This is a genomic window from Bacteroides faecalis, from assembly GCF_003865075.1.
GTDB lineage: Bacteria > Bacteroidota > Bacteroidia > Bacteroidales > Bacteroidaceae > Bacteroides > Bacteroides faecalis.
Map to the genome: position 1 here is coordinate 230,130 of NZ_BHWB01000004.1, position 25,889 is coordinate 256,018.

The window sequence follows — 25,889 nt, forward strand, 5'->3', positions numbered from 1 at the left end:
TATAATTCGGAGTATCCAAAGAATGTTATTACACATCCTTTCATCAATTATTTACTTTCCATCCTCCGCCAAGAGCCTTATAAAGTTGAACAATAGCAATCAATTCATCACGAATGGCATTGCTCAAACCAATTTGAGCGTCAAAATATCCACGTTGAGCATCTAATACATCCAGATAATTAGTAAATCCATTGATATACTGTAACTGTGCCAAATCCATGTAACTCTTTGCCGAATGTTCCAGATTGGCCCGAAGAGCATATACCTCCTTTATCTTATTAAAGTTTACGATAGCATTACGGGTTTCTTTAAAAGCCGTCAGTACAGACTTCTCATAATTATGTACCTCTGCTTCATAAGCGGCTTTCTTTGCCTTCAAAGCTGCACGATTCTTTCCCCATCCGAATATAGGCGTGAGTAAAGCTCCTTCCATGACTGCATAAGGAGATTTTAAAAGTTCCGAAAGAGAAGTACTTTCCGTTCCAAAACCTCCGGTCAGTGCTAAACGTGGAAACATATTTGTATAAGCTACCCCGACTTTAGCATTAGCCGCAATCAGTTTTTGCTCTGCCTGACGAATATCCGGACGACGTTCCAATAAAGCAGAAGGCAATCCGACCGGAAGTGTTTCCGGGATATTAAATCCCTGAAGCAAATGTGAACGGACAATTTTGTTAGGATATTCACCGGCAAGAAAAGCAATATCGTTTTCTTTCAGAGAAATTTTACGTTCTAAATCCGGTACTAGAGTAGCAGTACGTGCCAACTCAACTTGTGCCTGACGATATGGTATTTCGGAAGTTAATCCGCCGTTATAACGGATACGAGCAAGACGTATTCCTTCTTCACGGGCTTTCAACGTTTGTTTTACAATGTCAAGTTCTGTATCTAAAGCAACCAGTTCATAATATGCCTGAGCCACTTCGGCAACAATTGTCATTCGAAGGGCCTGTTGCGCCTCCACAGATTGCAAATATTCAGCTACACTCGCTGATCGTGCCCAACGTAAATTCCCCCAAAGATCTAATTCCCATGAAACCAGAAACTGAGCTTCAAATGTATCAGCTTTCTTGAAAGCATCTCCACCATGATTTTCTAATTCACGCTCTGCAGTTACTTTTCCTTTTATATCAGGAAGCAATGCTGCCGTAGATATTCGCTTCTGAGCTGCCATCTCTTTCACACGAGCAGCAGCAATCAACATATCTTTATTATGCTCTAATGCACGATCTATCAGGTTACAGAGAGTTGTATCCGTATAAATTTCTCTCCAATCCTGTTCACCAAAACTAACGGTGTCCTGATTCTGTTCCAAACTATCAGGTAAACAGAGATCCGGGCGGACATAGTTTTTCCCAACTTTACAGGAAGTCATGATTACAGCAAATAATAGAATGGTAATATATAGATTTTTTCGTTTCATGATTTCTTATGTTTTAAAAGTTTCGACTTTGTTTTATATACCATTACAAAGAAGAAAGGTACAAGAATAATACCAAATACAATGGCAAATATCATTCCGAAAAACACACCTGTACCAATTGCCTGTCGACTGGCAGAACCGGGGCCGCTTGCCAATACCATCGGAAGCATTCCAAGTACGAAAGCTAATGAAGTCATCAGAATCGGACGGAAACGCAAGCGAGCTGCATAGATGGCCGACTGTATCAAATCTTCTCCTTTATCTACCTGTACTTTGGCAAACTCCACAATTAAGATCGCATTTTTAGCTGCAAGTCCAATCAACATCACTAATCCAATTTGAAAATAGACATCGTTTTCCAAACCGCAGACCCAAACTCCGAGATAAGCTCCTAAAGCAGCTACCGGCAAAGATAACAGTACTGCAATAGGTACCGTCCAACTTTCATACTGTGCAGCGAGAAACAAGAAGACAAACAGAAAGACCAATGCCATAACCATACCTGTCTGACCTCCAGCTTTTTTTTCCTGATAAGACAATCCACTCCATTCCAAACCGATATTATCAGGAAGATGTTCACGAACAATCTGCTCCATTATTTCCATCGCTTGTCCCGAACTATATCCTTGTGCAGCAGCACCTCTAATAACAGCTGTAGTAAACATATTGAAACGCTTAATACTACCAGGCCCTGTGGTGTACGATGCATTTCCTAAAGAAGTCAGTGGTACCATTGCTCCATTAGATGCTTTCACAAAAAACAGATTGATATTATCTTTATGTTCACGATAAGGGGCTTCTGCCTGAATGTAGACCTTATATATACGATTGAACATATTAAAGTCATTCACATATACCGAACCGGTATAAGCCTTCATCGTAGAAAACACATCAGCTAAAGGTACTCCTAACATTTTTACTTTATCCCGATCTACATCAAAGTAAAGTTGAGGAATTTCCGATTGTAAAGAAGAAGACAATCCCGTCAGTTCTTTACGTTTAGAGGCATAATACATCAGAGTATCGGCCGCATCCACCAAATTATCGAAAGTAGCTTCACCACGAGCCTCCAATTGCATTTCGAACCCTCCGGAACTACCTAATCCCGGAATAACAGGAGGCGTAGACAAATATACTTTGCATTCCGGATATTCTTTGAGATGTTTCTCTATCGTATCCATAATCTTCTCAATAGTAGTGCTTTTTCTATCCTCCCAGGGTTTTAGAATCACTGTTAATTCGGCACGCCCCTGATTACTTCCCACACGTGGACTACTACCTGTTACATTCTGAATATATTCGATATATGGATTCTTTTCCAAATAGGCAATAGCACGATCGGTCACAGCACGAGTACGTTCCAATGTAGCTCCTTCGGGCAATTCTAATTCTATCTTAAAATAACCCTGATCTTCTACTGGCAAAAAACTGGTAGGAATAATTCTGTGAATAAGTAGAATAGCAATCAACACCATTCCGAAAGCACTTAATATCCGACGTGGATGTTTGATTGTACGTGTCACAGCAGACACATATTTATTACTGCCAATTCCCAACCATTCATTGATTTTTCTGAAAATGATATTTTTTTTCTTTCCATTATCCGGCTTCAAAATCAAAGAACACATAACGGGACTCAGCGTTAGAGCTACAACAGTAGAAATAAGTACGGATACCACAATCGTCACTGTAAATTGACGATATAATTGTCCGGTAATTCCACTCAAGAAACTAACCGGAACAAATACCGCTGCCAACACTAGTGAAGTAGCAATCAATGCGCTTGATAATCCGGTCATCGCTTTTTTTGTTGCTTCATAGGGACTCAATTTTTCTGTTTCCATGATATGTTCCACCCCTTCTACCACAACAATCGCATCATCCACCACAATACCGATAGCAAGGATCAATCCTAGCAATGTCAAAATATTCAATGAAAAACCAAATATCAGCATAAAACCAAAGGTACCGATTAATGAAATGGGTACTGCTACAACCGGTATCAGAGTTGCACGCCAACTTTGCAACGACAGATATACGACCAATACTACCAGTACTAATGCTTCAAATAGGGTCTTGTATACTTCATGAATAGATTCTGATATATATGTCGTCATATCAAACGGAATCTCGTAACTTAATCCTTCAGGGAAATTCTTACTGATTTCATCCATCGCTTCTTTCACATTCCGCGCAACTTCCATAGCATTCGCACCCGGTAACATATAAATTCCAAGTACTGCGGCATTCTCACCATTAATACCACTTTCCGTACTATACGAAGAAGCTTCCAATGAGACATGTGCTACGTCTTTTAATCGGATAATAGAACCATTAGCATTGGCACGTACCACAATATCTTCAAACTGTCCTACAGTAGAAAGACGTCCCTGAGTAGTAATAGGAATAGTTATATCCAAGCCTTTTACAGGTTGTTGTCCCAATACACCGGCAGCAGATTCACGATTCTGATCCTTCAAGGCGTTTTGTAAATCCTGTACAGTTAATCCAAAGTTTGCCAACTTATCAGGTTGAGCCCAGATCTGCATCGCATAATAACGACTACCAATATTTGAAACGCGCCCTACTCCAGGAACTCGACGAATTACATCAAGTACATTGATAGTCGCAAAGTTACTCAGGTAAATTTCGTCAAACTTAGGATCAGTAGAAGTCAAACAAAGAGTCATTAACTGGCTAGGTGCCTGTTTCTCCACAGAAATACCATTTTGAATAACTTCTGCCGGAAGACGGGATTCTGCCAATTTCACACGATTCTGTATTTCTACTGCAGCTAAATCCGGATCAGCGGAAACATCAAATGTGACTGTTGCCGAAAATCCTCCGGAATTGGAACTGCTAGATTCCATATAAAGCATACCGGGAGTACCATTGATTTCCTGCTCAATCGGAGTTGCCACAGCCTGTGAGACAGTCAATGCACTTGCACCCGGGTAAGAAGCACTAATCTTTACCACCGGCGGCGTAATCTGCGGATACTGATCCACCGGAAGCATGGTCAAACCAATGATTCCGACAATCACAATAACGATGGAAATTACTGCTGAGAATACAGGTCTATCTATAAAAAATGTAACTTTCATAAATTATTCTTCTTTGGCATTAATCATTATTTCCTCTTCCGACTCACCGAATCTTACTTTCATTCCAGGAGTCAACTTATGGAAACCTTCTACTACAACCAATTCGCCTACGGCCAGCCCTCTTTCTACTACCACTCTATTTCCTACTTCAGGACCTAATTCTATAAAACGTTTCTCCACCGTATCATCTTTACGCACTGTATAAATATATGCTCCGCCTTTCTCAATCGTAATAGCTTTCATCGGTACTACAATTGCACCTTCACGTACATCTAACAAAAGTTTTACTTTGGTAAATTGTCCCGGTAATAATACTTGTTTAGGATTGGGCATTTCCGCGCGTACAGAAAATGTACCAGTCTGAGGATCTACCTGCGGTTCAGCAAAGTCTACAAATCCTTTATATGGATATACGGTATTATCAGCCAGAGTAATAGTAATATTTGGCTGCCAGGAACGAGTTGAATCCTTTTGTCCCAAGTTAATATTACGTTCCTTACTTTTCAAATAGTCTAGTGCTGTCATACTAAAGTCTACCAATACCGTGTCACTCTTAACAATGGTAGCGAGCAAAGATTTACCTCCCGGTCCTACTAATGTTCCCAAATCCACATTTCTTTCACTGATATGACCGGATAACGGAGAACGAACTACTGTATATCCTAATTCAAGTTCGGCCTGAGCTAAATCAGCCTCACTCATGGCTACCGTTGCAACAGCACTTTCATAGGCTGCTTCTGCATTGTCCAAATCAAGCTGACTGGCTGCGTTCTGTTCAACCAATGGACGAATACGTTTCAAATCACGTTCCGCTTTCAATGCCTGCGCTTCATCTTTCTTCAACTGGGCTCTCGCCTTATCGGCTTTTGCACGATACTGATCTTGATTGATAACGAACAATACTTGGTTTTTATTCACGTAAGTACCTTCTGCAAAAAGCATATTCTCCAAATAACCTTCCACACGAGCACGTACTTCTACAAATTGTTGGGCACGAATACGTCCTACATACTCTCCAAAAATTTCCACATCATCTTTTACAGCTGGTTCTAATATTACTGTTGGAATCTCCGGTTCTACTTTCTGAGGGCGAGTCAATATCCAATATGTTGCTAATACGCAAATCATACAAATAATAGCAGCAATGGTTCTACTTCTACTCAGTTTCAACTCTCGTTTCGAAAAAAATGATCTCATATCGAATCAATTATTTAAATTAACTTATGTTTGTCTACTCTGCATTTTACAAATATCGTTCCATTTTCTCCGCAAAATACTTATTCTTTGATAATCAATATATTACAAAAATGACATAATATACACAAAATGTGGAAATCGCTTTAAAGATGTAGAATTAATCCACAATAACGACTTTTGGAACATTTTTTCTGATTTACACTTCAACAACTAAACAAATTATCTCCTACATTTGTATTGTATAAAATGATCGTTAATTTCAAACCGTACTATAATGAAAAAACAACTATTTCCCATATTGGTTTTATTAATCGGTTTATTAATTCCTTTTTCTGTTCACGCTCAGCAACAACGAAAAAAGGTGGGTGTAGTGCTAAGTGGCGGCGGTGCAAAGGGAGTGGCTCACATAAAAGCACTAAAAGTCATCGAAGAAGCAGGAATTCCCATTGATTATATAGTAGGCACTAGTATGGGCTCTATAGTAGGCGGACTTTACGCAATCGGTTATACTCCAGAACAGTTGGACAGTATGGTACGAAAACAAAACTGGACTTTTCTTTTAAGTGACCGTATCAAACGTAGTTCCATGTCGCTTACGGATCGCGAGCGTTCCGAAAAACATATTGTCTCTATTCCATTCACAAAGAATCCAAAAGAGATTGCCGGTGGGCTTATAAAAGGACAAAACCTTGCCAATCTATTCTCCGACCTAACGGTAGGTTATCATGATTCCATCAGTTTCAATAAATTGCCCATTCCTTTTGCCTGTGTGTCGGCAAACGTTGTTAATGGTGACCAGGTTGTGTTCCATGAAGGAGTGCTTTCAACCGCTATGCGTGCAAGTATGGCCATTCCTGGGGTGTTTACTCCGGTACGAATGGACAGTATGGTACTTGTAGATGGTGGAATCGTCAATAACTATCCGGCAGATGTTGCTAAGGCTATGGGCGCTGATATAATTATCGGAGTGGATGTGCAAAACGCTCTGAAAAGTGCCGACAAGCTCAATAGTGCCCCTGATATTCTAGGACAAATTGTTGATCTGACTTGTCAAACTAATCATGAAAAGAACGTAGACCTAACAGATACTTATATTCATGTGAATGTAGATGGATATTCTTCAGCCAGTTTCACACCGGCAGCTATCGATTCTCTGATGCAACGCGGAGAAGAAGCAGCACGAGCACAATGGGATTCTTTGATTGCCCTAAAAAAGAAGATTGGGATTTCAGATGACTATGTTCCCAAACAACACGGTCCCTATTCCTCTCTCTCAAATTCCCGCACAATCTTCGTGACAAAAATCTCTTTCTCCGGTGTAGAAGCAAAGGATAAGAAATGGCTGATGAAAAAATGTAATCTAAAAGAAGACAGTGATATCACCACCCAACAAATAGAACAAGCTCTATTCCAGTTACGGGGTAGTCAATCCTATTCCAGTGCCAGCTACAAACTGACGCATACTTCTGAAGGATATCACCTGACTTTCATACTTGAAGAAAAATATGAAAAAAGAATCAACCTTGGAATTCGCTTCGATTCGGAAGAAATAGCTTCTCTGTTAATCAATGGCACCGCAGATATTAAGACTCATATACCTTCCCGGATCTCCCTTACCGGACGATTGGGTAAACGGTATGCCGCACGGATTGATTATACTCTTGAACCTATGCAACAACGTAACTTCAATTTTTCATATATGTTTCAGTATAATGATATCAACATATATGATAAAGGTGACCGCTCCTATAACCTAACTTACAAATACCATCTGGCAGAATTTGGTTTTTCAGACGTTTGGTATAAGAATTTCCGGTTCGGACTCGGCTTCCGCTTCGAATATTATAAATACAAAGACTTTTTGTTTAAAAAGTCTGAGTTAACCGATTTGGGTATTGAATCAGAACACCTCTTGAGCTACTTTGCTCAAGTCCATTATAATACATATGATAAGGGATATTTTCCTTCTAAAGGAAGTGATTTCAGTGCCTCCTATTCACTTTATACAGATAATATGGCACAGTATAATGACCATGCTCCATTCTCTGCATTAAAAGGCTCTTGGGCTAGCGTTATCCCCGTTACGCGCCGGTTTTCCATCATACCTTCCATCTATGGACGTATATTGATAGGGAAAGATTTTCCTTATCCGATACAAAATGCAATCGGTGGCGAAGTGTATGGCCTGTATATTCCCCAGCAACTGCCTTTTGCAGGAATTACGAATATAGAGTTAATGGATAATTCTATTATGATTGCCTCAATAAAGTTTCGCCAACGGATGGGAAGTATTCATTATCTCACCCTGACTGGTAATTATGGATTGACTGATAGCAATTTCTTCGATATCCTAAGAGGCAAACAACTGTATGGGATCAGTGCGGGATATGGCATGGACAGTATCTTCGGTCCGTTGGAAATCACATTTGGATATTCCAATCGAACCGATAAAGGAAGCTGTTATGTAAATTTAGGGTATTATTTTTAACTTAAGTTTCAGAGGTCGTTGCATAAAAACTCAATAATATATTTCCATACTACACAAATTTTTCTCTTTTCTGTAAGTTCAGTAATCCAATCATCGCCCAGATTAAACTAGCAGAAAAAAGAAATATACGATTTTTTATGAGGACACTTTCCCATATCATCGGATGAAAACCTTCAGGCATACCAAAAGGATTCAACATGACATTCCAGAAAGAACGATCCATACCATTCATTTTACTAACAAAGATTAGTGCAATACCTATGATAATCATTAATACGGCTGTCCCATTTCCACTTCGTGTAATAGTAGAAAGCATAAAAGCCATATTACCGAAGAAAAGTACCGGAAACATCAACTGTAAAGACATCTCAAGCGGATTGACCGGATACAATAAAATAATAGCCACATATGAAAAAACAATTAAAATAGCAAAAATAGCTACATATATCATAAGTAACCGCACCCCCCAGACTTTATATTTATAATCCGGAATGCCAAAAAGAATTTCCAATATCCGGCTATCTTCGTCATTTTGAATACCGAACACAGCCGGATAGAAAATAAGCAATATACATGGAAATAGAAGGATACCATAGATAAGTCCTTCATTAATTTCCTCCCGTTGCCATGCATTCTGGAACATAAAAAAGGCAAAAAAGCTAAATGCCGCCAAAAGAAACCAGATAAACTTCCCGGCAAATATAATCTTCAGGTTATATTTTACGACTTTGGGCAACAACTGTATAATTTGATTCAATGTCATATCCTTCTCTTCTTTTAATTCATATTCTTCAATAGACAAAGATAAGCGTCTTCCAAATTAGCTTCTACTTCCACAGCTCCCTCATAAGGTTGATCTATAGAAAGATAACGTACCAAAATAGAGTCATCTTGTTGAATATGATGTATTACCAATGATTTATCCAGCACCTTTTCAAATTCTGTCTTATCAATATTAAACTGCCATACTTTTCCATTAGCCATTTCTACCATGTCCGAAGGATTACCAAAGTACTTCAGTTCACCTTTATTGATCACCACTACCTGATTACAAGAACTGGATATATCTTCAATGATATGAGTAGAGAATATGACCACACGATCTTTACTCAACTCGACCAATAGATTACGAAAACGTATACGCTCACGTGGGTCCAACCCTGCCGTAGGCTCATCTACAACCAGAATACGTGGTAAATGGAGTAAGATAAGCGCAATGCCGATACGTTGCTTCATACCGCCTGAGAATGAACCGATTTTTTCATCTTTACGTTCATACATATGCACTGCTTTCAGAACATAATCTAAACGCTCCTTACGTAACTTTCCATCAACAATACCTTTCAATATAGCCTGATAATCAAGAAATTCCCACGATGTCATATTTTCGTAAGTACCAAATTCCTGAGGCAGAAACCCTATCAAGCTCTGCAATTCTTCCCTGTAGATACGAGTATCCAGACCATTGATCCATATACTTCCATAACTTTGTTCAAATATTCCACAAATCACGCGCATCAAAGTTGATTTTCCGGCTCCATTAGGTCCCAACAAGCCGAACATACCTGTTTGAATCTCAAATGACACACCACGCAATGCTTTGAAAGGTTTGCGCCGTTTTCCAATCAATGGGATACTTTTTACCATACGGAAATAGGAACGACGAAGTCCTGCATAACGTCCGGACACGCGCTCTATATTTATATTATGATCATATAAATACTGAGAAGTAACATAAATGGCAATACCTACAATCCATAACAATCCGATCATGATCACCAGACCGTTATTATCCATCTTCCTGAATAACTCAAACAATATTATAGGAGGGAGACTCCAGAATATCGCACGATTGACCATCTTCACTCGCCCACTATTCTCATAACGATAATACAAATAAGAACGCACTTTCTTCCACAAATACAGAACAGATGCATAAATGGCAAATGAGAACAAGAATATCCAAAGTCTGTTTTGAATAAAGAAATAAGTGAAATAAATACCGAATACCAGAATGCCAAATTGCCACAATACATTCACAAAATCCTTCAATGAATGATATTCGTTACTCAATCCCAAATGTTTACGTATTTGCAATCCACTACGCCATTGACGGCTGAAACGCCCCGGCCAATCATATATTTTCACCAGATTCCTGACAGAAATATGTATCTCCTCACTCGGATCTATTACCTTCGATTTTGCTCGTCGGAGACTAGTCTGTGCAAAGTAGGTCATACCTGGTATACCTGCAATTAATGCTACCAGATAGATTGTTTGCCAGAGCATTCCATCGGCATACAACCAAATACTAATTATACCGACTACAAAAAGAACAAGATGAGCTATCCATATCTTAAGGGATAATGAACGATACCACTGAAGCACATTCTCCAATCCCATACAAACAGTAGGAATTAAAATCAGTGTCAATAAAGCAGAGAAAAGAAGTCCGCCGATTACTGTAATTGCAAATGGCGCACCAATAGCTCCTGCATACTCTGTATCTCCCATAGCCAACGGAAGCATAGCAGCAATCGTTGTGATGGAAGTAATCAAAATCGGACGAATACGGGACATACCGGCAATCATCAACGCTCTGTTACGATGATACCCCCTTGAGCGCAAAATGTTAGCGTAATCGATCAATATAATTCCGTTATTAACAACCACTCCCAACAATATCAAAAATCCTGTCAATGTATTCGCATTCATTAAACTATTACCGGTAAGGAGCAATGCCAACAAAGAACCGATAGCCGCCAATGGTATAGTAAAAAGCAATACAAAAGGCGTCACGACAGACTCAAAAACAGAAGCAAGAATCATAAAGATCAGAATAAATGCTGCCAATATGAGAAATTTGAAATCTCCGAACTCATCCTCTTCATGAAATACTTGCACAGCTACTCCGGCAGGAAGGTTATAGTTAGCGATCAACTGATCAATATCAGAACGATATCCTTCCAGCAAATCTTTTGAAGACTGAACATCTCTTGGAAAATTATAATATACCTCAATCTGCTTATCCTGATTGACACGTATTATCCGGGAACGTCCACGACCGTAGTTGATGGTTGATATATCTTCCAAATTATGCATGCCGCCATTGGCATTCTCTATTTGAACAGCCCGCAAATCATCTACTGTTTTTTCCTTTTGAGCCTTTTCTTTTGCCTCCTCTTCAGTTTCTTCTTCCGGTATTTCGTCGCGAATGATAATATCATACGTATCATCTCCTACCTTAAAAGTAGCTTCTGAAGAGAACTCACGATTGAGCGATGTCAATCCCGAAGTAATATTGTTGCGGTTAATATCATAAGTAGTCAGTAAGATCGGATCAAAATTCAAATTTATTTCCGGTTGCCGAGGAGTAAAAGATACGTGAGTACCTTGCACAAAATCCTGTCCATCCAATAAATAACGCACCTCCTCAGCTACCATTTGCATCATTTCAAAATCAGCCCCTCGGATAACGACCCGTTCGCGATTATTTCCTATACCCAATAAACGCATAAAACCACCGAGACTACTCAGAGCAGAATTATCTCCCCCCCCTCCCATGGGATCAGAAACATATATCTCAGCTCCGTTTATGTTTGAGACTTTACTCTGTACATCCGATTTAATATCCGCTATTTTCCGTTTAGCTATCTTCTGATAATCATCTTGTAAAACAAGGGTAAGAGTTGCCTCTTTTTCCCGAACACGACAAATCAAATCTTTCTTTTCGGGTACATCAGCCAAACGTTCTTCCAATAATCGAACTATCTTATCTGTATTTTCAAGAGTACTTCCGGTATTCATCATTACACTAATATCGAACCGGTCAGATTCTACTTCTTTCATCTGCTGCACATTCAATGTCAGCGATAGTATGAGAGTCGTAAAAAGCAAAACCACAGATCCGAAAATAGTGACTCCAGGATTGCGCATACAAGTTTTTAATAAAACCAGATAAATCTGCATCGGACGCTGCACAATCGATACCTTTTCATAAATGATACTATTACCGTTTTTCTTTTTCAAGATCAGATAAGTAACCATGGGAATGAAAAGTAAAGCAACAAATAAAGAGATAGTCAAAGTAGAGATAATAGAAACTCCGATATGATGACCAATCAACTTGATCAAGAAATTATCGGAAAAGACAAACGGCAAGAATACAGTAATTGTGGTCAGCGTAGCTGCCACAATAGAACGCCACACCTCTTTGGTTCCTTGAGTAACCGAACGTTCGGGGGTACAACCACTCCCTGACAAGCGATAAATATTTTCAAGCACCACCACACTGTTATCCAACAACATTCCGATCGCCAACGCCATTCCTACCAATGTAAGACTATTGATAGTAATTCCTGAAGCATAAAAGAAGTTGAAAGCCGTATAAACAGAGATAGGAATAGAAAGTGCAATGAAAAATACCAACCGCATATTTTTCAAGAAAAGCCAAAGAATAAACACAGCCAACAAACCGCCCACTAACGCCAGGTTAATGATTTGATCGATATTATCCTCCATAGTTTCCGCTTTATTCTCCTGAACCACTATTTCCAGATCAAATGGAGCCAACTTCTCATTCAGCGTATCCACCACATCGGAAACACGATGTGAAAGTTCAATCAGATTAGCTTGCGAATCATTAATCAAGGCAACCGAAACAGCTTCCTTCCCATTAACACGACTATAAGTGGTTTCTTCCTTCAAATCAAAAAATACCGTTGCCACATCTTTCAGTAAAATAGGTCCCGGTGCCACAACAATATTTTCCAAATCAGCCACTTCCGTATACATAGCATTGACATGGACGAAATTCTTACTATCCGGCTCATTAGCAAAACCTACAAATGTTTTTTCCTGCGTGTTTTGCGAAAGAAGACTGCTTATTTTAGATGGCGTGAGGTTCAAGGCCTTACATGTTTCCGGATTGAGACGCACCTCAATAGCCTTTTGCCGTCCTCCATATACATTGACAGAAGCTACCCCATCTATATTCTCCAGGTCAGGACGAATATGATCATCCACTAAATTTCTAACGCGGTCGGTTCCCCCGGAACCACGTACCTGAAGTACCATAAAGTTATTACTCATTTGAGCAATATCAACTTTCTGCACCTGCACGGTGAAGCCACTAGGAAAAGAAGCGGCAATCTCGTTCACCTTCTCCTGTAGTTTAAGAGAGGTCATCTTAAAGTTGATATTCTTCTTAAAATCAATTTGTATGCTCGATTGTCTCCTGTCAATTCTAGATTGCAGTTTGTCTACTCCTCCTATCGCACTGACTGCCCCTTCAAGTGGAATAACGATTTCCGACTCTACATACGAAGGATCCATATCTTGCTGTGACGAAACTTGAATAAACAATACCGGAAGTTCCGCATTAGGCAACAACTCCACCGGAAGTTGTTTATACGACACATAGCCCAAAAGACTAAGCGCAATAAACAACATACAAATCGTAATTCTCCTATTTAGTAAAAAGTTCATCTTTAGCTGTTTTTAGTTCGGTGATTTATACGCCTTTTGAGTTTCTCCAAGACATAATATACACAAGGGATAACCATCAAGCTCATCAAAGTAGAAGTAATCAAACCTCCAATTACAGCAATAGCCATCGGCGAACGCAAAGAAGCACCTTCACCAAAATCAAATGTCATCGGAAGCATCGCCAAAACAGTAGTCAGCGTAGTCATAATAATAGGTCTGATACGTTGTTGTCCTGCTTCCACAATCGCATCGGTCAATTCCATTCCCGCCTGACTAAGCTGATTAATACGATCTACCAAAATGATAGAATTATTGACAGCAATACCTCCCAACATCACAATACCGATGACCCCCATCATGTTAATGGTTGTTCCTGTAATGAAGAAAAGTAAAATAGCACCTACTACAGCTAAAGGAATAGTCAACAGAATCGTGAAAGGATGCAATAATGATTCGAACTGAGAAGCCATCACCATATAGACAAGCACAACAGAGAGTATCAGAGCAAACAATAGGCTATTCATAGACTCCTGTCGCTTCTCCTCTTCTCCAGTTACCGTAATAGTATAATTTGCGGGCAGGTCAATTTCCTTAACCATTTGACGTACCTCCTCTGCTACTTTATCCAGTGACTTACTGGCATCCATATTTGCCATTACCTTACCAATACGGCTTTGATTGCGGCGCAATATCTCCTTAGGAGCCTGCCCATGAGTAATGGTAGCAATTTCCTGCAATAGAAACTCCTGTGTACCACTTTTGATGACAAGCGACCCAAGAGAACTCAAAGGTATGTCTGGAACCTTAATTACGATATCACGCATCTCTCCACGATATTCCATTTTTCCAACCTCTTTACCACTTAATTGCTGCTTTAGCTGTTCAATTACTGTAGCAACACTCAAGTTATTAATACCGGCTATGGTACGGTTGATGGAAATTACAACTTCCGGAGCACCATCTTCTATAGAAGTACTTACATCATATAGCCCGTTTACCCCCAACATTTTATCTTTTACCTCTTCAGTGATTTCTGCGATCTCATCCAGTTCCTCACCTTTAACTTCTACAATGATAGGAGCTCCTTCACTGCCTAAAAGCGAGCTCAAAGAATTCTCATCCTGCCGGATCGTCACTTCCAAACCATCAGGATTCTTCGCTGACTCGACGAATTGAGCAATTACCTTTTCCGATGAAAGAGCACATTCCGGTGAAAGGATCACTTTCATCATTGCCGTATTTTCTCCCTCAAAGATCGCATTTTCAGACCCGCTCCCTTCTCCGACGTGACTATATACCGTACACAATGAATCACCTCCGACAATAGTGTACAACAATTCTTCTAAATTGCCTATTGCCGCAGAAGTACGTTCCATCTGCGTACCTTCGGGCATTTTAACGACAGCAGTAAAAGCCTTGCTTTCAGTCCGAGGCATAAATTCAGTTCCAATAAACGGAGTCAGCAAACCTGTTACTATAAGTAATAATATTGCAGCACCAATCACCCACCAACGATGCTGAACCAATTTGCGAAGTATTTTGCTATATCCTGTCATTCGGATTGATTTCACCTCCTCCATCTTCACTTTCTTACCGGAAAGCTGGATATACAGCATGGGTATCACCAAAATAGCTACAAACAAAGAAGACAAAAGCGAAAAAGTAACCGTCCACGCTTGATCCTTGAACAATTCACCTGAAGCTCCGTGAAGATAAACAATCGGAAGAAATACTACAATAGTCGTCAAAGTAGAAGCTATTACCGCATTGGCAACCTCAGCAGTTCCCGTAATAGCAGCCTCCTTGATACTCAGCCCTTTCTCCTGATTTCGGAAAATACTTTCTATCACTACAATGGCATTATCCACCAACATACCTGCACCAAGAGCAAGTCCTCCCAACGTCATAATATTCAATGTAAGTCCATTGAAAAACATTAGATTGAAAGTAGCTACAATCGAAATTGGGATAGCAAGACTGACAATTAATGTCGTCCCCATTCGACGAAGGAATATGAACAATACAACAATAGCAAGAACTATCCCCAATAAAGCGCTGCTTTTTACTTCCCCAATCGCACTTTTTATAAACGTACCTTGATTGGAAATCACTTGAAAATGATAACCGGGGAGCGCACTCTCTATCACAGCCAACTTACGGGTTACCTCATCTACCACTTTCACCGTATTAAAACGCATCTCTTTATAAATAGACAAACCGATGCTACGCTGGCCATTGATACGAACGATATTCTCCGGACGAGCATTCATAAACTGCACAGTTGCTATTTCTTTCAAAAAGATAGGTGCTTTATTTGCATCAACAACCTCGGAAGAGTTGTTTCCAGAAGTACCTTGTTGCTGCACCGGCTTGTAACCCACAATCAGATTTTCAAAATCAGCCTCTGTTGTGAACAAACTTGAACTCTTCACTAAGTACTGTAATCCCAGTTCACTAACCTGCCCCCCGGATATACTCTGGTTGTTTGATTCGATACGGGAAGCGACATCTTCTATCTTTAGCTGGAATGCGTTTAGTTTATAAGGATCTGTTTGAATAGTCAACGTACTCACCTCCTCTCCCGAAAGAGTAACTTCGGCAACACCCTCCAATCGAATCAATTCATTCCGGATATAACTTTCGGCTATTTTCCGCAGTTCCGCCATATCTGTAATGCTCTGATGCGACATACCTACCAGCACTACGGGTGACAGATTAGCATCATGCTGAGTAATTTTCAATTCAGTAATATCCTTGTTTTGAGCAAATGGATTCATAGCTTTCTGCAAATCGAGGAAAGCCTCATCCATATCTTTTGTCCAAGTATACTCAACAGTGATTCGGGCAGTCCCCGCCTTGATCACGGAAGAGACCTGCGTAACATCACTCTGTCGAATAGCCATAGCCTCCATATTCTTCACGAATTGTTTTTCGATTTCTTCAGGAGGACGTTCGCCAGCCTTCAGCTCGATAAACAAGCGCGGATTGTTCAGATCGGGCAATAAGTCTACACTCAATTGATCGTATGATACTTTTCCCAACAACAAAAGGGCAAATACAATCATACAAATCGTAACCGGATTGCCTACTGCAAATTTGATTATATTCTTCATACGTGTTTCCTATTTTTGAGAGGTGTATTTGTTCATCAGACTAACAAATTACTTTTGAATTTTCACTTTTGCGTCCTCTTTCAATGTCTCAAAACCTCTCACTACCAGATTATCGTTTACATTAAGACCGGATAAAATTTCAATGTTATATTCATCCTCCAAACCGGTTTCCAGATTACGTATCTTTGCAGTGTTCTTTTCAACTATATATACATATTTACGACGACGATTAGACAAAATGACGTCTTTGGAAATAATAATAGAACTATCAGCTCTATCTACCACAATGTCCGCTTTGGCAAACATACCCGGCCGCAGTTTCAGCTGATCATTATCAATCAGGACTTTTCCCTTAAAAGTACGGGTCTCTGTACTGATTGCCGGAGATAATTCGCTGATTTTCCCTCTCAATGTGTCACCTGGTATGGTATAATGAGTGATATATACCGGTTGTGATTCCTTAACATAACGAATACTGCTTTCCGGCAAATTGATATCCATATACATTTTGTCATAAGCCATCAAACTTACCATTGGTTTACCTTGCTCGACCTTGCTGTCAGACGTATAATGAGGTAGATCAACAATAACGCCATCAAATGGAGCTATTACTTTCATCTTTTCCAGATTGAGCTGAGCATTATCGTAATCGTACCGGGCACTGGTCACTTTTACTTCTGAATTCCGCATTTCACCCACGGTTACTCCCCCTTTTTCATAAAGAGCTTTCTGCTTGGTTTGCTCTTGCTCTGCTATTTCAAGACTTAACTTTTTAGCATCAATAGCAATTCCATTTTCATACTCTCTATCTTCCAATTTAATAATCAGTTGTCCTTTACTTACCCGGTCTCCCATTTTAAAGGGTTTTCCTGTTCTTGGATTGTTCTGAAGTTTATAACTCCCACTCATTTCTGAGTTCAAAGACACCCCATAAGTAGGCTGTACAGTCCCAGTTGTATTTATTAATTTACTGATCGACCCTTTTTTAAGTTCGATCACAGATACAGGAGTGGCGATGTCATTAGGTGCATTTTGCGGTCTTTGACCACAGCTAATTAATGATATAGTTACTAATAAAGTAGATGCAATTAAAATGTAATACTGTTTCATGGCCTGCTTATTTTTTATCGATCATATCTTTCATTGGAACAATAGGACTATTTGTATCAAAGTCATATAATGAAAGAATTTTGAGGTTAAGTAATTCTATTCTGTAATTAATCAATGATTGCGTATAAGCGATTTTTTGATTTGAAAGCTGAGTTTGGAATTGACTCATTTCCATACCGGTAATATCGCCCTCCCGATAACGAGTTTGATTCAAATCATAAGTCAATTGAGCGTTCTTCACATTCTGCTCAGCAATCTTAATCTGTGTCCGTAGATTTTCAAGACTACGCCATACTTGACGGATATTCAGTTCAATATCCACTTTCTCTTCGTGAAATTCAAGCTCATTTATCTGCTGTGCTATCTGTTGCGCTTTGATTCTAGCTCTTTTTTCCCCCCAATCAAAGATAGGAACAGAAAAACTGACTGAGACACGTGGATTTTGTGTCGGATTATCAAACATCTTATTCAAATTCTTATTATCGCCAGTCAATCCGAAAGATACAGATATATCTCCTTTAAATTCATTCAAGGCCTTTGTCTTAATCATATCAAATTCCAGTTCCTTAGTTTTAATCTCACGCTGACGAAGTTCAAGACGTGACCCAAGTCCATGCGTAATAGCTTGCTCTAAATTTACTTGAATCGGTTTAATATCAACTTCGGCAAACACAAGGATATCTTCATCCAGATTCATTCCCAGTGTCTGTTTGAGCTTGTCTTTTGCATTCTCCAGACTAACCAGCCTTTCATCTACAGACGAACGTGCTGTGGCGAGATTCAATTCAGCTTGATAGAGCTCATCTTTGGCAGCCAAATCAGCTTCCACTTTATTTTTTTTAATCTCATAACTTTGCTGGACATTAACCAATTCTTCACGACTAATTTCCAGATTACTTTGCGCCATATAAACGGCATAAAACTGATCAGTAATACTTTTCTCCGTATTCAGACGTTGCAAAGCATAACTGATATTGGCATTTTCGTAATCATATTCAATCTGCTTCAATTCCATCTTTCGCTTGTTATAAGTGAAAATAGGCTGACTTAATTGCAGATAAAGATTATTACTAAATACTTGACTATTATTTTTCTTATCATCCCGAATTGAACTATTGTCCTGCCAACCGAATTTATTAATTAAAGAAATAGTACCATCTGTCCATAAAATAGGCTGATCAATCTTAAAAGTACCATTCGTATTAAATGTTTCACCGGTATACCATTTCGAATTATAATTATCGAAAGACCTGTCTTTGCTATAACTCACCGGCATCAAATCCAATGAAAACCGTGATTTCAAAGAAGCCTTCTGCGCAAGCAGATTCTGTTTATATCTCTCCAAATTCATATGAGAGCTACGAAGAGAAGGACTGTTCTCTTGTGCAATCTCCATCGCTTTGTCAATCGTTAAAGGTATTTGTCCTTGCGATGGCAAGGCAAGTCCCATAAAAGCTACGATAGTCAATAGCACCTTTTTTAATAGTTGTAAGTCACTTTGCATATAGTTTGCTGTTTTTTAATAATTATCGTTTCACCAATTTTACCGCATCAGCTGTAACAGTTCTCAGCTTACATTCATCTGTCAGCACCACACTAATTGTGTCAGAATTGATAAAATAAGTACCAATCTGCTCCCAGCCATCATTAGCTTTCCTTAAATTAATATAAGCATCTTCCACACCATCATCATACATCACTTTAAAGTGATACTCCCCACGTGCACGATTATTCCATCGCAATTCATTATCTTTGAATACGTGATAGTACAAATCATACTGACCGAACTCAGGCACAGGAACCTTCCACGTGGCAGTCTGACCACCGTTCCCACTTTTGATCACATAAGCCGATCGAATATATTTCCCATAATATTTTTCATTGGTCGTAGCTGTCCACTGCAAAGGCGGACGCCACCAAGGTGTACCGACATATTTAAAGGATGTGTTATCCACCTCGTCCATCCATTTTGGTAAAAGTCCCACGACAGCAGGAGTTGAGAGAACAAAAAGAGTAGAATCTTCATTATCCACAATGACTTCCCCCGGCAATTCAAATGATGATTCCGGCAATGTATAAATACTGTCTTTAACTATCCTATTTTGTACTTGTTTAATATTACCGATAGATTGTTCAATCACATTGGGAAGATTTCCCGAAACCATCGTATTGATTTCAACCTTACGGATTTGTTCTTCCCAAATCGACACGAACTCTTTACTAGTGTGAGCAGGCATCTCGATTTTTTTACTTGCTCTGGGATCTTCCACAGCTTGATTCCACCAGTCATTCTGACGAATATTAATATGAATAATTCCGTCATAATCCGAATTATTGCTAATCAACATTTTCAAAACAAAGAACTCCTCTCCACCCCTATTGGTAACTTTAGTTAATTCAGGAGTTCCAATAGAATAGAAAGGTAAAGGAGTCGTTTCTGTCCATTCTTTTAAAAAAGAACAAATATCCGCATTACCTATATTCCCCAGTGTGTCAAGCATATTCTCAAAATTTATATTCAAGAAAGTGTTGCGTTTCAGCAATGAATACAATGAATCTCTGAAAGCCTTCACACCTATATTCATTTCAGGGACAGCAAAAAGCCGGCTTGCCTCCAGTCCAACGATATTATTTTGCAAATCACGTAGTTCGACATCAGCTAATAACTCTTTGAACGTATGCTTTTCCAACAATAGAATCGCTTTTTCATTATTACTAATACCATTGATTTCGCGCTCCCATCCCCTATTCTCTGATTTTTTCTGCAAATACAATTCAATTACCCGATTAGCTACCGGCCATTCCGAAGAAAAAATATTATAACGAAAATTGTAGATCTGCGGAAAAAGAAAGTAAGGATTTGCTTCCGACGAAAGATTTCCCCGTCCCCTACTGCCTAATGAAAAATTATAATTGCCTTCTGATTGCATAAATGTCCATGCAAAGTTATTAAATGTACGCATCTGAGCTTCCGCTTCGCCAATCTCACGATCACCACGTTTTGACCAACGGATGTGATCCTTCACTTCCCTTTTTACATCTAAATTCAATAAGGATCCTTTCTCAGGAAATAATACCATTTCCGGCTGCATAGTTTCCTGCGCTTGCGACCAGGCACGTTCATAACTGGCAAACTGTACCGGTGTTTCCACGATGGAAAACCTTTTGAAAGGATATTCCAATTTATATTCTCGTCCCAACTGTTCTTTCAAATTACGTATGAGCCAAGGAATAGTATCTTGAATAGAATCAAAAGCTGCCGTGAAATAATCATGATCTTCCAAATGCCAAATACTACATAAGATACTATCCGAATAAACACTTTTCTGCTGATAGTTTCCTATAATCAATGAAATCGTTTGAGAAGGAAAGTCTCCTTTAAATGCATAAACTCCATGTTCATCACTTTTTCCTTCACCCTGAGAAAGAGGAATCAACCCCGGAAGAGGTTTAACCTTTAAATTATAATTACTAAAATAAGTTTGTTGCCAATCTGGATTCTTATCACTATAACCTGTTCCCGCGCGAGGATACCAATATGTTTCAGGAGTCAGCAATAAATAATTCTTTGTTTGGAAACAGTACTGTTTATCTATATTAAACAAAAACTTCTTTCTGGGAGCCTGCAGCATCTCTGGCGGAATATCCAGATAACAAAACGATTTATCTATTTGCCCGTCATATTCGAATGTCACAGAAGCGGTATCTCCTTTTGCTACATCAGTTCCGAAATCCACTAATACAATTTGCCTGTCACGTTTGAATTCAAGCGGATGTTCCCCAGAATGAACCGAACGAATATTTAAACCGGGATTCAAACAAAACGTAAATACATTTGAAGACTCCAAGGCAGTTCCTGTCATTGTAACCTCCGAAGAAAAGTTATCAAGATGTTGATCTACCGAAAGATCGTATTGATATATAGCCATTTTCGGAGTAGCAACATATTGATTATTAATATTCGTATACATCGCTCGTATATCACTTTGATATAAAATGGAATGTATATGCCAATACCCCGATGTGCAACTCAACAGAATAACACCGAAAGCAAGCAACATCCATGAAACATTACTTCGGGAAGAGTTTGGCAAACGACGGAATAGGCATATTGTAAAAAAGACAAATGCCAATCCGGCAAATAAATAGATAGCCCGATGATTTAAGATCACTCCCAAATTGGAAAATCCTACAATAGTAGATTTCACCAAAGGAAGACTATAGGCCATATAATCAAAAAGATAATAGAACTTATCTTCAATATAGAAAACCGTCAATCCGATATAACCTAATAATATTACGAATGTTAGTGCCTGATTTTTCAAAACCAACATTAGAAAAATAGACAATCCAATAATAAAAATAAGAGTAGGTACACTGATTAACAGAAAATAAATGATGTAGGACATCCAATCCACTTCTCCTGCTGTCAAATTAAATGCTGCTGTAATACCTATAACAATTAAGTTCAGGATCAAAAAGACACGTAGATTTCCCCAAATCTTACCAATAACATATTCTGCATTACTTAATGGACGAACATAAAAAACTTCCGATGTATCCAACTTTTTGTCCCTTTTCAAAAAATCAGAAGCCAAAAAGATTGCTATGACAGCCTGTCCTGTATTCAATAACAATAAAATTAAATAAGGAATATTTGACGGGATAGATGTAGCAATCCATAAACCTCCCATATCTTCCGACACGAATAACTGGAAATTTAAAAAAGCAATGATACCTACAGCGAGCACTGTAAATACCCTAAAGAACCAACTTCTTATTAATAATTTGCTTTCATATTTTGCTACTGATTGTATATTAGATATAAAAGTCATAACAGCATATCATGTTTAGTCGTTAGTCCAAAGGTTTAATTGATTCTCCATATAATACACATAAGCATGTTCCAAATTGGGGGGAAACGGCTCTACTTCATATCCTTCTACTTTATCAGCAACTACTTGTACCTCCCAACCCGTACCCGATGGAATAGTAGAGATTACCGGATATTTTTTATCAATCTCATGCAACTGGTCACCATTAGCTTTAATCCTCCATACTTTACCCTCTGCAATCTTCAGCATTTCTTGTGGAGAACCATTAAAAGAAACTTGTCCCCGGTTCATTAAAGCCATATTATTACAGGTACTGGAAATATCACCAACAATGTGGGTAGATAAAATAATAGTTACGTCATTCTCACTTACCTCAGAAAGAAGATTACGGAAACGGATACGCTCTTCCGGGTCAAGTCCGGTAGTAGGTTCATCTACAATAATTACTTTTGGGTGATGTATCAAAGCTTGTGCAATTCCTAACCGGCGTTTCATACCTCCGGATAATTTATTAGCATATCGTTCACGAACGTCAAACAGTCCTACATTTTCGAGCATTTCATCGACAGCCTGTTTTCTTTGTCTGCTATGGGTCATTCCAGACAGGCGAGCCGCATAATCAAGGAATTCATACGTCTTATATTTAGCAAAGAAACGAAAATCCTGAGGCAAATATCCCAGAATAGCACGTATTTCTTTTCGCTGCTTCATCAAATCGTATCCACATATTTCTACTTGTCCGGAAGTCGGCTCCATAAGAGCTACAAGGATACGCATTAAAGTAGATTTACCTGCACCGTTAGGTCCCAATAAACCAAACATCCCTGCCGGGATTTCTAGATTAACATCTTTCAATGCATGATTTCCGTTTGGATATATTTTATTGAGGTTTTTAATAATTATACTCATGACGTGTTTTTATGTCCTATGTTGTAATAGGCGTTAAAGATAGACTTTATTTACATAAAATAAACGAAAAACATTACTATTAACTTATATTAGTAGTACAACGATCTTTCGAAACCCTCCATTTTAGCACATTGAGTAAATCAAATACAACAAATTTAATACATCTTCCCTGCGTTACCAGGTAATTACAGGGTTGTCCGTAGCCATAAAATTTGATAAATAAACAAAATTTTGTAACGAAAATAATAAATTTCATCTTTCTGTATAAAGATGAAAGAGTAACTCTTCATCCGCTTTCTACCTATGTATAAAAGATACAGGAAGAAAGTGAAGAGTTGAATAACATTTTAAACATTTCACTTCATTTATTCGTCAGAATCAAAGAAAGTCTCTATCTTTACACAAATTATTTTCTATTATTCACTACTAAATGTAAATATTATGGCAAGTAGAAGAGAGCTCAAGAAAAACGTAAATTATATTGCTGGAGAATTATTCACCGAATGTTTGATCAACAGCATGTTTATCCCTGGTACTGATAAAGCTAAGGCCGATGAGATTATGGCGGATATTCTGAAAATGCAGGATGAATTTATCAGCCGCATCAGTCATACCGAACCCGGAAATATAAAAGGTTTTTACAAGAAATTCCGAGCAGACTTTAATGCAAAAAAGAACGAGATTATTGACGCTATCGGAAAATTGAACTAAAAGACAGGATGAAGAAAGCCATTTATAGCTTTATCTATTACCGCCTTTTAGGCTGGAAGACAAACGTTACGGTACCTAATTATGATAAATGTGTAGTCTGTGCCGCCCCACATACAACGAACTTAGATTTATTTATTGGGAAACTGTTTTATGGAGCTGTTGGCCGTAAAACCAGTTTTATGATGAAAAAAGAATGGTTCTTTTTCCCGTTAGGGCTTCTTTTTAAGGCAGTAGGCGGGATTCCTGTAGATCGGGGACGAAAGACTTCATTGGTAGACCAAATGGCAAAACGTTTTGCCGAAAACAAAAAGTTTCATTTAGCTATTACACCCGAAGGAACTCGTAAGGCAAATCCGCATTGGAAAAAAGGATTTTATTATATCGCTCTCAAAGCACAAGTGCCTATCGTACTGATTGGTATTGATTATGAGACGAAAACGATTTCAGCAACAAAAGCAATTATGCCTTCAGGTGATATTAATAAAGATATGCGAGAAATTAAACTCTATTTCAAAGATTTCAAAGGGAAATATCCTGAGAATTTTGTACTTGGAGATATATAATTTCGTCATGGAAGACTTTGAAGGAAAATTACTAATAAACCAATGATATGGATTCCATTCGAATTTCTATCATACAAACCAATATCGTTTGGGAAAATAAAGAGGAAAATCTCCGTTTGCTCCACAAGAAACTGAAAAGTCTCTGTGGAACAACGGAGATTGTTGTTTTACCGGAGATGTTCTCCACAGGATTCAGCATGCAAAGCGAGATTCTAGCTGAGCCTATTACCGGTACTACTATAATTACACTCAAACAATGGGCCTCTCTATACCAAGTAGCTATCTGCGGAAGTTATATAGCAGAAGACAAAGGACATTTTTACAACCGGGCTTTTTTTCTTACTCCCGAAGGAGAAGAATATTATTATGACAAGCGCCATTTATTTCGTATGGGACAAGAAAGTGAACATTTCTCCGCCGGAAATAAACGACTTATAATTTCTTATTTAGGATGGAATATTTGTCTGCTTGTATGTTATGACTTACGTTTCCCGGTATGGAGCCGGAACGTGAATAACGAATATGATTTATTGATATATGTAGCAAACTGGCCGATACCCCGTCGTCTGGCCTGGGATACATTGCTGCGTGCGCGGGCATTGGAAAATCAATGTTATGTATGCGGTGTCAATAGAATAGGTACAGACGGATATCATCTTCATTACAATGGAGGCAGTGTCGTTTATTCAGCTCTTGGAGAAGAAATTACTTCGCTTCCTGACGGACAGAACGACAGCACTACCGTTACTATCAATCTAACAACTCTTCAGAGATTCAGAGAAAAATTTCCAGTCTGGAAAGATGCAGACTTGTTCCAACTGTGAATCTTAATAAAACAAATGTTAAAAACGAATTATTACGGCAACAATACCTAAAAGTTAGTAGTTAATTATATAGACTTCTTTTGTATCTTTGTCGTTAGAAAAATACACTCGTAAGGACTTTAATC

General features: G+C 38.7%; 14 protein-coding genes. 4 read left to right on the forward strand and 10 right to left on the reverse strand.

Annotated features, from left to right (window positions below):
* Positions 1-43: 43 nt before the first annotated feature.
* The 3 genes from EJF25_RS08955 to EJF25_RS08965 are packed head-to-tail and all read right to left on the reverse strand — an operon-like array spanning position 44 to position 5,724.
* Positions 44-1,423, reverse strand: coding sequence for an efflux transporter outer membrane subunit (locus tag EJF25_RS08955; protein WP_125040952.1), 1,380 nt, complete (start codon positions 1,421-1,423; stop codon positions 44-46).
* Positions 1,420-4,527, reverse strand: coding sequence for an efflux RND transporter permease subunit (locus EJF25_RS08960; protein ID WP_125040953.1), 3,108 nt, complete (start codon positions 4,525-4,527; stop codon positions 1,420-1,422). The genes EJF25_RS08955 and EJF25_RS08960 overlap by 4 nt, the downstream gene beginning before the upstream one ends.
* Positions 4,528-4,530: 3 nt before the next feature.
* Positions 4,531-5,724 carry an efflux RND transporter periplasmic adaptor subunit gene (locus EJF25_RS08965; protein ID WP_125040954.1) on the reverse strand — a complete coding sequence of 398 codons (1,194 nt, stop codon included), beginning with the start codon at positions 5,722-5,724 and terminating at the stop codon, positions 4,531-4,533.
* Between the two features lie 274 nt (positions 5,725-5,998).
* On the opposite strand from EJF25_RS08965, the gene EJF25_RS08970 reads away from it, so the two are divergent.
* Entirely contained in the window at positions 5,999-8,212 is a 2,214-nt protein-coding gene (locus tag EJF25_RS08970; RefSeq protein ID WP_125040955.1) for a patatin-like phospholipase family protein, read from the forward strand.
* A gap of 49 nt (positions 8,213-8,261) precedes the next feature.
* Here the strand turns inward: EJF25_RS08970 and EJF25_RS08975 are convergent, their stop codons facing one another.
* Genes EJF25_RS08975 through EJF25_RS09005 form a run of 7 tightly spaced genes read right to left on the reverse strand, consistent with a single transcriptional unit; the run spans position 8,262 to position 23,666 of the window.
* The gene (locus EJF25_RS08975; RefSeq protein WP_125040956.1) at positions 8,262-8,975 is read right to left on the reverse strand and encodes a hypothetical protein; all 714 of its coding nucleotides are present in this window, start codon (positions 8,973-8,975) and stop codon (positions 8,262-8,264) included.
* A gap of 14 nt (positions 8,976-8,989) precedes the next feature.
* The gene (locus EJF25_RS08980; protein ID WP_125040957.1) at positions 8,990-13,699 is read right to left on the reverse strand and encodes an efflux RND transporter permease subunit; all 4,710 of its coding nucleotides are present in this window, start codon (positions 13,697-13,699) and stop codon (positions 8,990-8,992) included.
* A gap of 2 nt (positions 13,700-13,701) precedes the next feature.
* Positions 13,702-16,812: an efflux RND transporter permease subunit gene (locus EJF25_RS08985; protein WP_125040958.1), complete on the reverse strand. Its 3,111-nt coding sequence runs from the start codon at positions 16,810-16,812 to the stop codon at positions 13,702-13,704.
* 48 nt (positions 16,813-16,860) lie between these two features.
* Complete coding sequence (locus EJF25_RS08990; RefSeq protein WP_125040959.1) at positions 16,861-17,922, reverse strand: efflux RND transporter periplasmic adaptor subunit; 1,062 nt, start codon at positions 17,920-17,922, stop codon at positions 16,861-16,863.
* Positions 17,923-17,929: 7 nt separating this feature from the next.
* Entirely contained in the window at positions 17,930-19,426 is a 1,497-nt protein-coding gene (locus EJF25_RS08995) for a TolC family protein (protein ID WP_125040960.1), read from the reverse strand.
* 22 nt (positions 19,427-19,448) lie between these two features.
* Complete coding sequence (locus tag EJF25_RS09000) at positions 19,449-22,757, reverse strand: golvesin C-terminal-like domain-containing protein (RefSeq protein WP_125040961.1); 3,309 nt, start codon at positions 22,755-22,757, stop codon at positions 19,449-19,451.
* A gap of 15 nt (positions 22,758-22,772) precedes the next feature.
* Positions 22,773-23,666, reverse strand: coding sequence for an ABC transporter ATP-binding protein (locus EJF25_RS09005; protein ID WP_125040962.1), 894 nt, complete (start codon positions 23,664-23,666; stop codon positions 22,773-22,775).
* Positions 23,667-24,107: 441 nt separating this feature from the next.
* On the opposite strand from EJF25_RS09005, the gene EJF25_RS09010 reads away from it, so the two are divergent.
* From EJF25_RS09010 to EJF25_RS09020, 3 genes are read left to right on the forward strand one after another with little or no spacing between them, the layout of a single operon-like run.
* Positions 24,108-24,377, forward strand: coding sequence for a hypothetical protein (locus EJF25_RS09010; protein ID WP_125040963.1), 270 nt, complete (start codon positions 24,108-24,110; stop codon positions 24,375-24,377).
* Positions 24,378-24,385: 8 nt separating this feature from the next.
* Entirely contained in the window at positions 24,386-24,940 is a 555-nt protein-coding gene (locus EJF25_RS09015; protein ID WP_125040964.1) for a 1-acyl-sn-glycerol-3-phosphate acyltransferase, read from the forward strand.
* Positions 24,941-24,987: 47 nt separating this feature from the next.
* A complete protein-coding gene (locus EJF25_RS09020; RefSeq protein WP_125040965.1) occupies positions 24,988-25,764 on the forward strand; it encodes an amidohydrolase in 777 nt (258 codons plus the stop codon).
* Positions 25,765-25,889 lie beyond the last annotated feature (125 nt).

Excerpts from the sequence above, each read along its gene's own strand:
- EJF25_RS08955 (WP_125040952.1), bottom strand. The coding sequence starts at position 1,423 with ATGAAACGAAAAAATCTATATATTACCATTCTATTATTTGCTGTAATC.
- EJF25_RS08960 (WP_125040953.1), bottom strand. The coding sequence starts at position 4,527 with ATGAAAGTTACATTTTTTATAGATAGACCTGTATTCTCAGCAGTAATT.
- EJF25_RS08965 (WP_125040954.1), bottom strand. The coding sequence starts at position 5,724 with ATGAGATCATTTTTTTCGAAACGAGAGTTGAAACTGAGTAGAAGTAGA.
- EJF25_RS08970 (WP_125040955.1), top strand. The coding sequence starts at position 5,999 with ATGAAAAAACAACTATTTCCCATATTGGTTTTATTAATCGGTTTATTA.
- EJF25_RS08975 (WP_125040956.1), bottom strand. The coding sequence starts at position 8,975 with ATGACATTGAATCAAATTATACAGTTGTTGCCCAAAGTCGTAAAATAT.
- EJF25_RS08980 (WP_125040957.1), bottom strand. The coding sequence starts at position 13,699 with ATGAACTTTTTACTAAATAGGAGAATTACGATTTGTATGTTGTTTATT.
- EJF25_RS08985 (WP_125040958.1), bottom strand. The coding sequence starts at position 16,812 with ATGAAGAATATAATCAAATTTGCAGTAGGCAATCCGGTTACGATTTGT.
- EJF25_RS08990 (WP_125040959.1), bottom strand. The coding sequence starts at position 17,922 with ATGAAACAGTATTACATTTTAATTGCATCTACTTTATTAGTAACTATA.
- EJF25_RS08995 (WP_125040960.1), bottom strand. The coding sequence starts at position 19,426 with ATGCAAAGTGACTTACAACTATTAAAAAAGGTGCTATTGACTATCGTA.
- EJF25_RS09000 (WP_125040961.1), bottom strand. The coding sequence starts at position 22,757 with ATGACTTTTATATCTAATATACAATCAGTAGCAAAATATGAAAGCAAA.
- EJF25_RS09005 (WP_125040962.1), bottom strand. The coding sequence starts at position 23,666 with ATGAGTATAATTATTAAAAACCTCAATAAAATATATCCAAACGGAAAT.
- EJF25_RS09010 (WP_125040963.1), top strand. The coding sequence starts at position 24,108 with ATGGCAAGTAGAAGAGAGCTCAAGAAAAACGTAAATTATATTGCTGGA.
- EJF25_RS09015 (WP_125040964.1), top strand. The coding sequence starts at position 24,386 with ATGAAGAAAGCCATTTATAGCTTTATCTATTACCGCCTTTTAGGCTGG.
- EJF25_RS09020 (WP_125040965.1), top strand. The coding sequence starts at position 24,988 with ATGGATTCCATTCGAATTTCTATCATACAAACCAATATCGTTTGGGAA.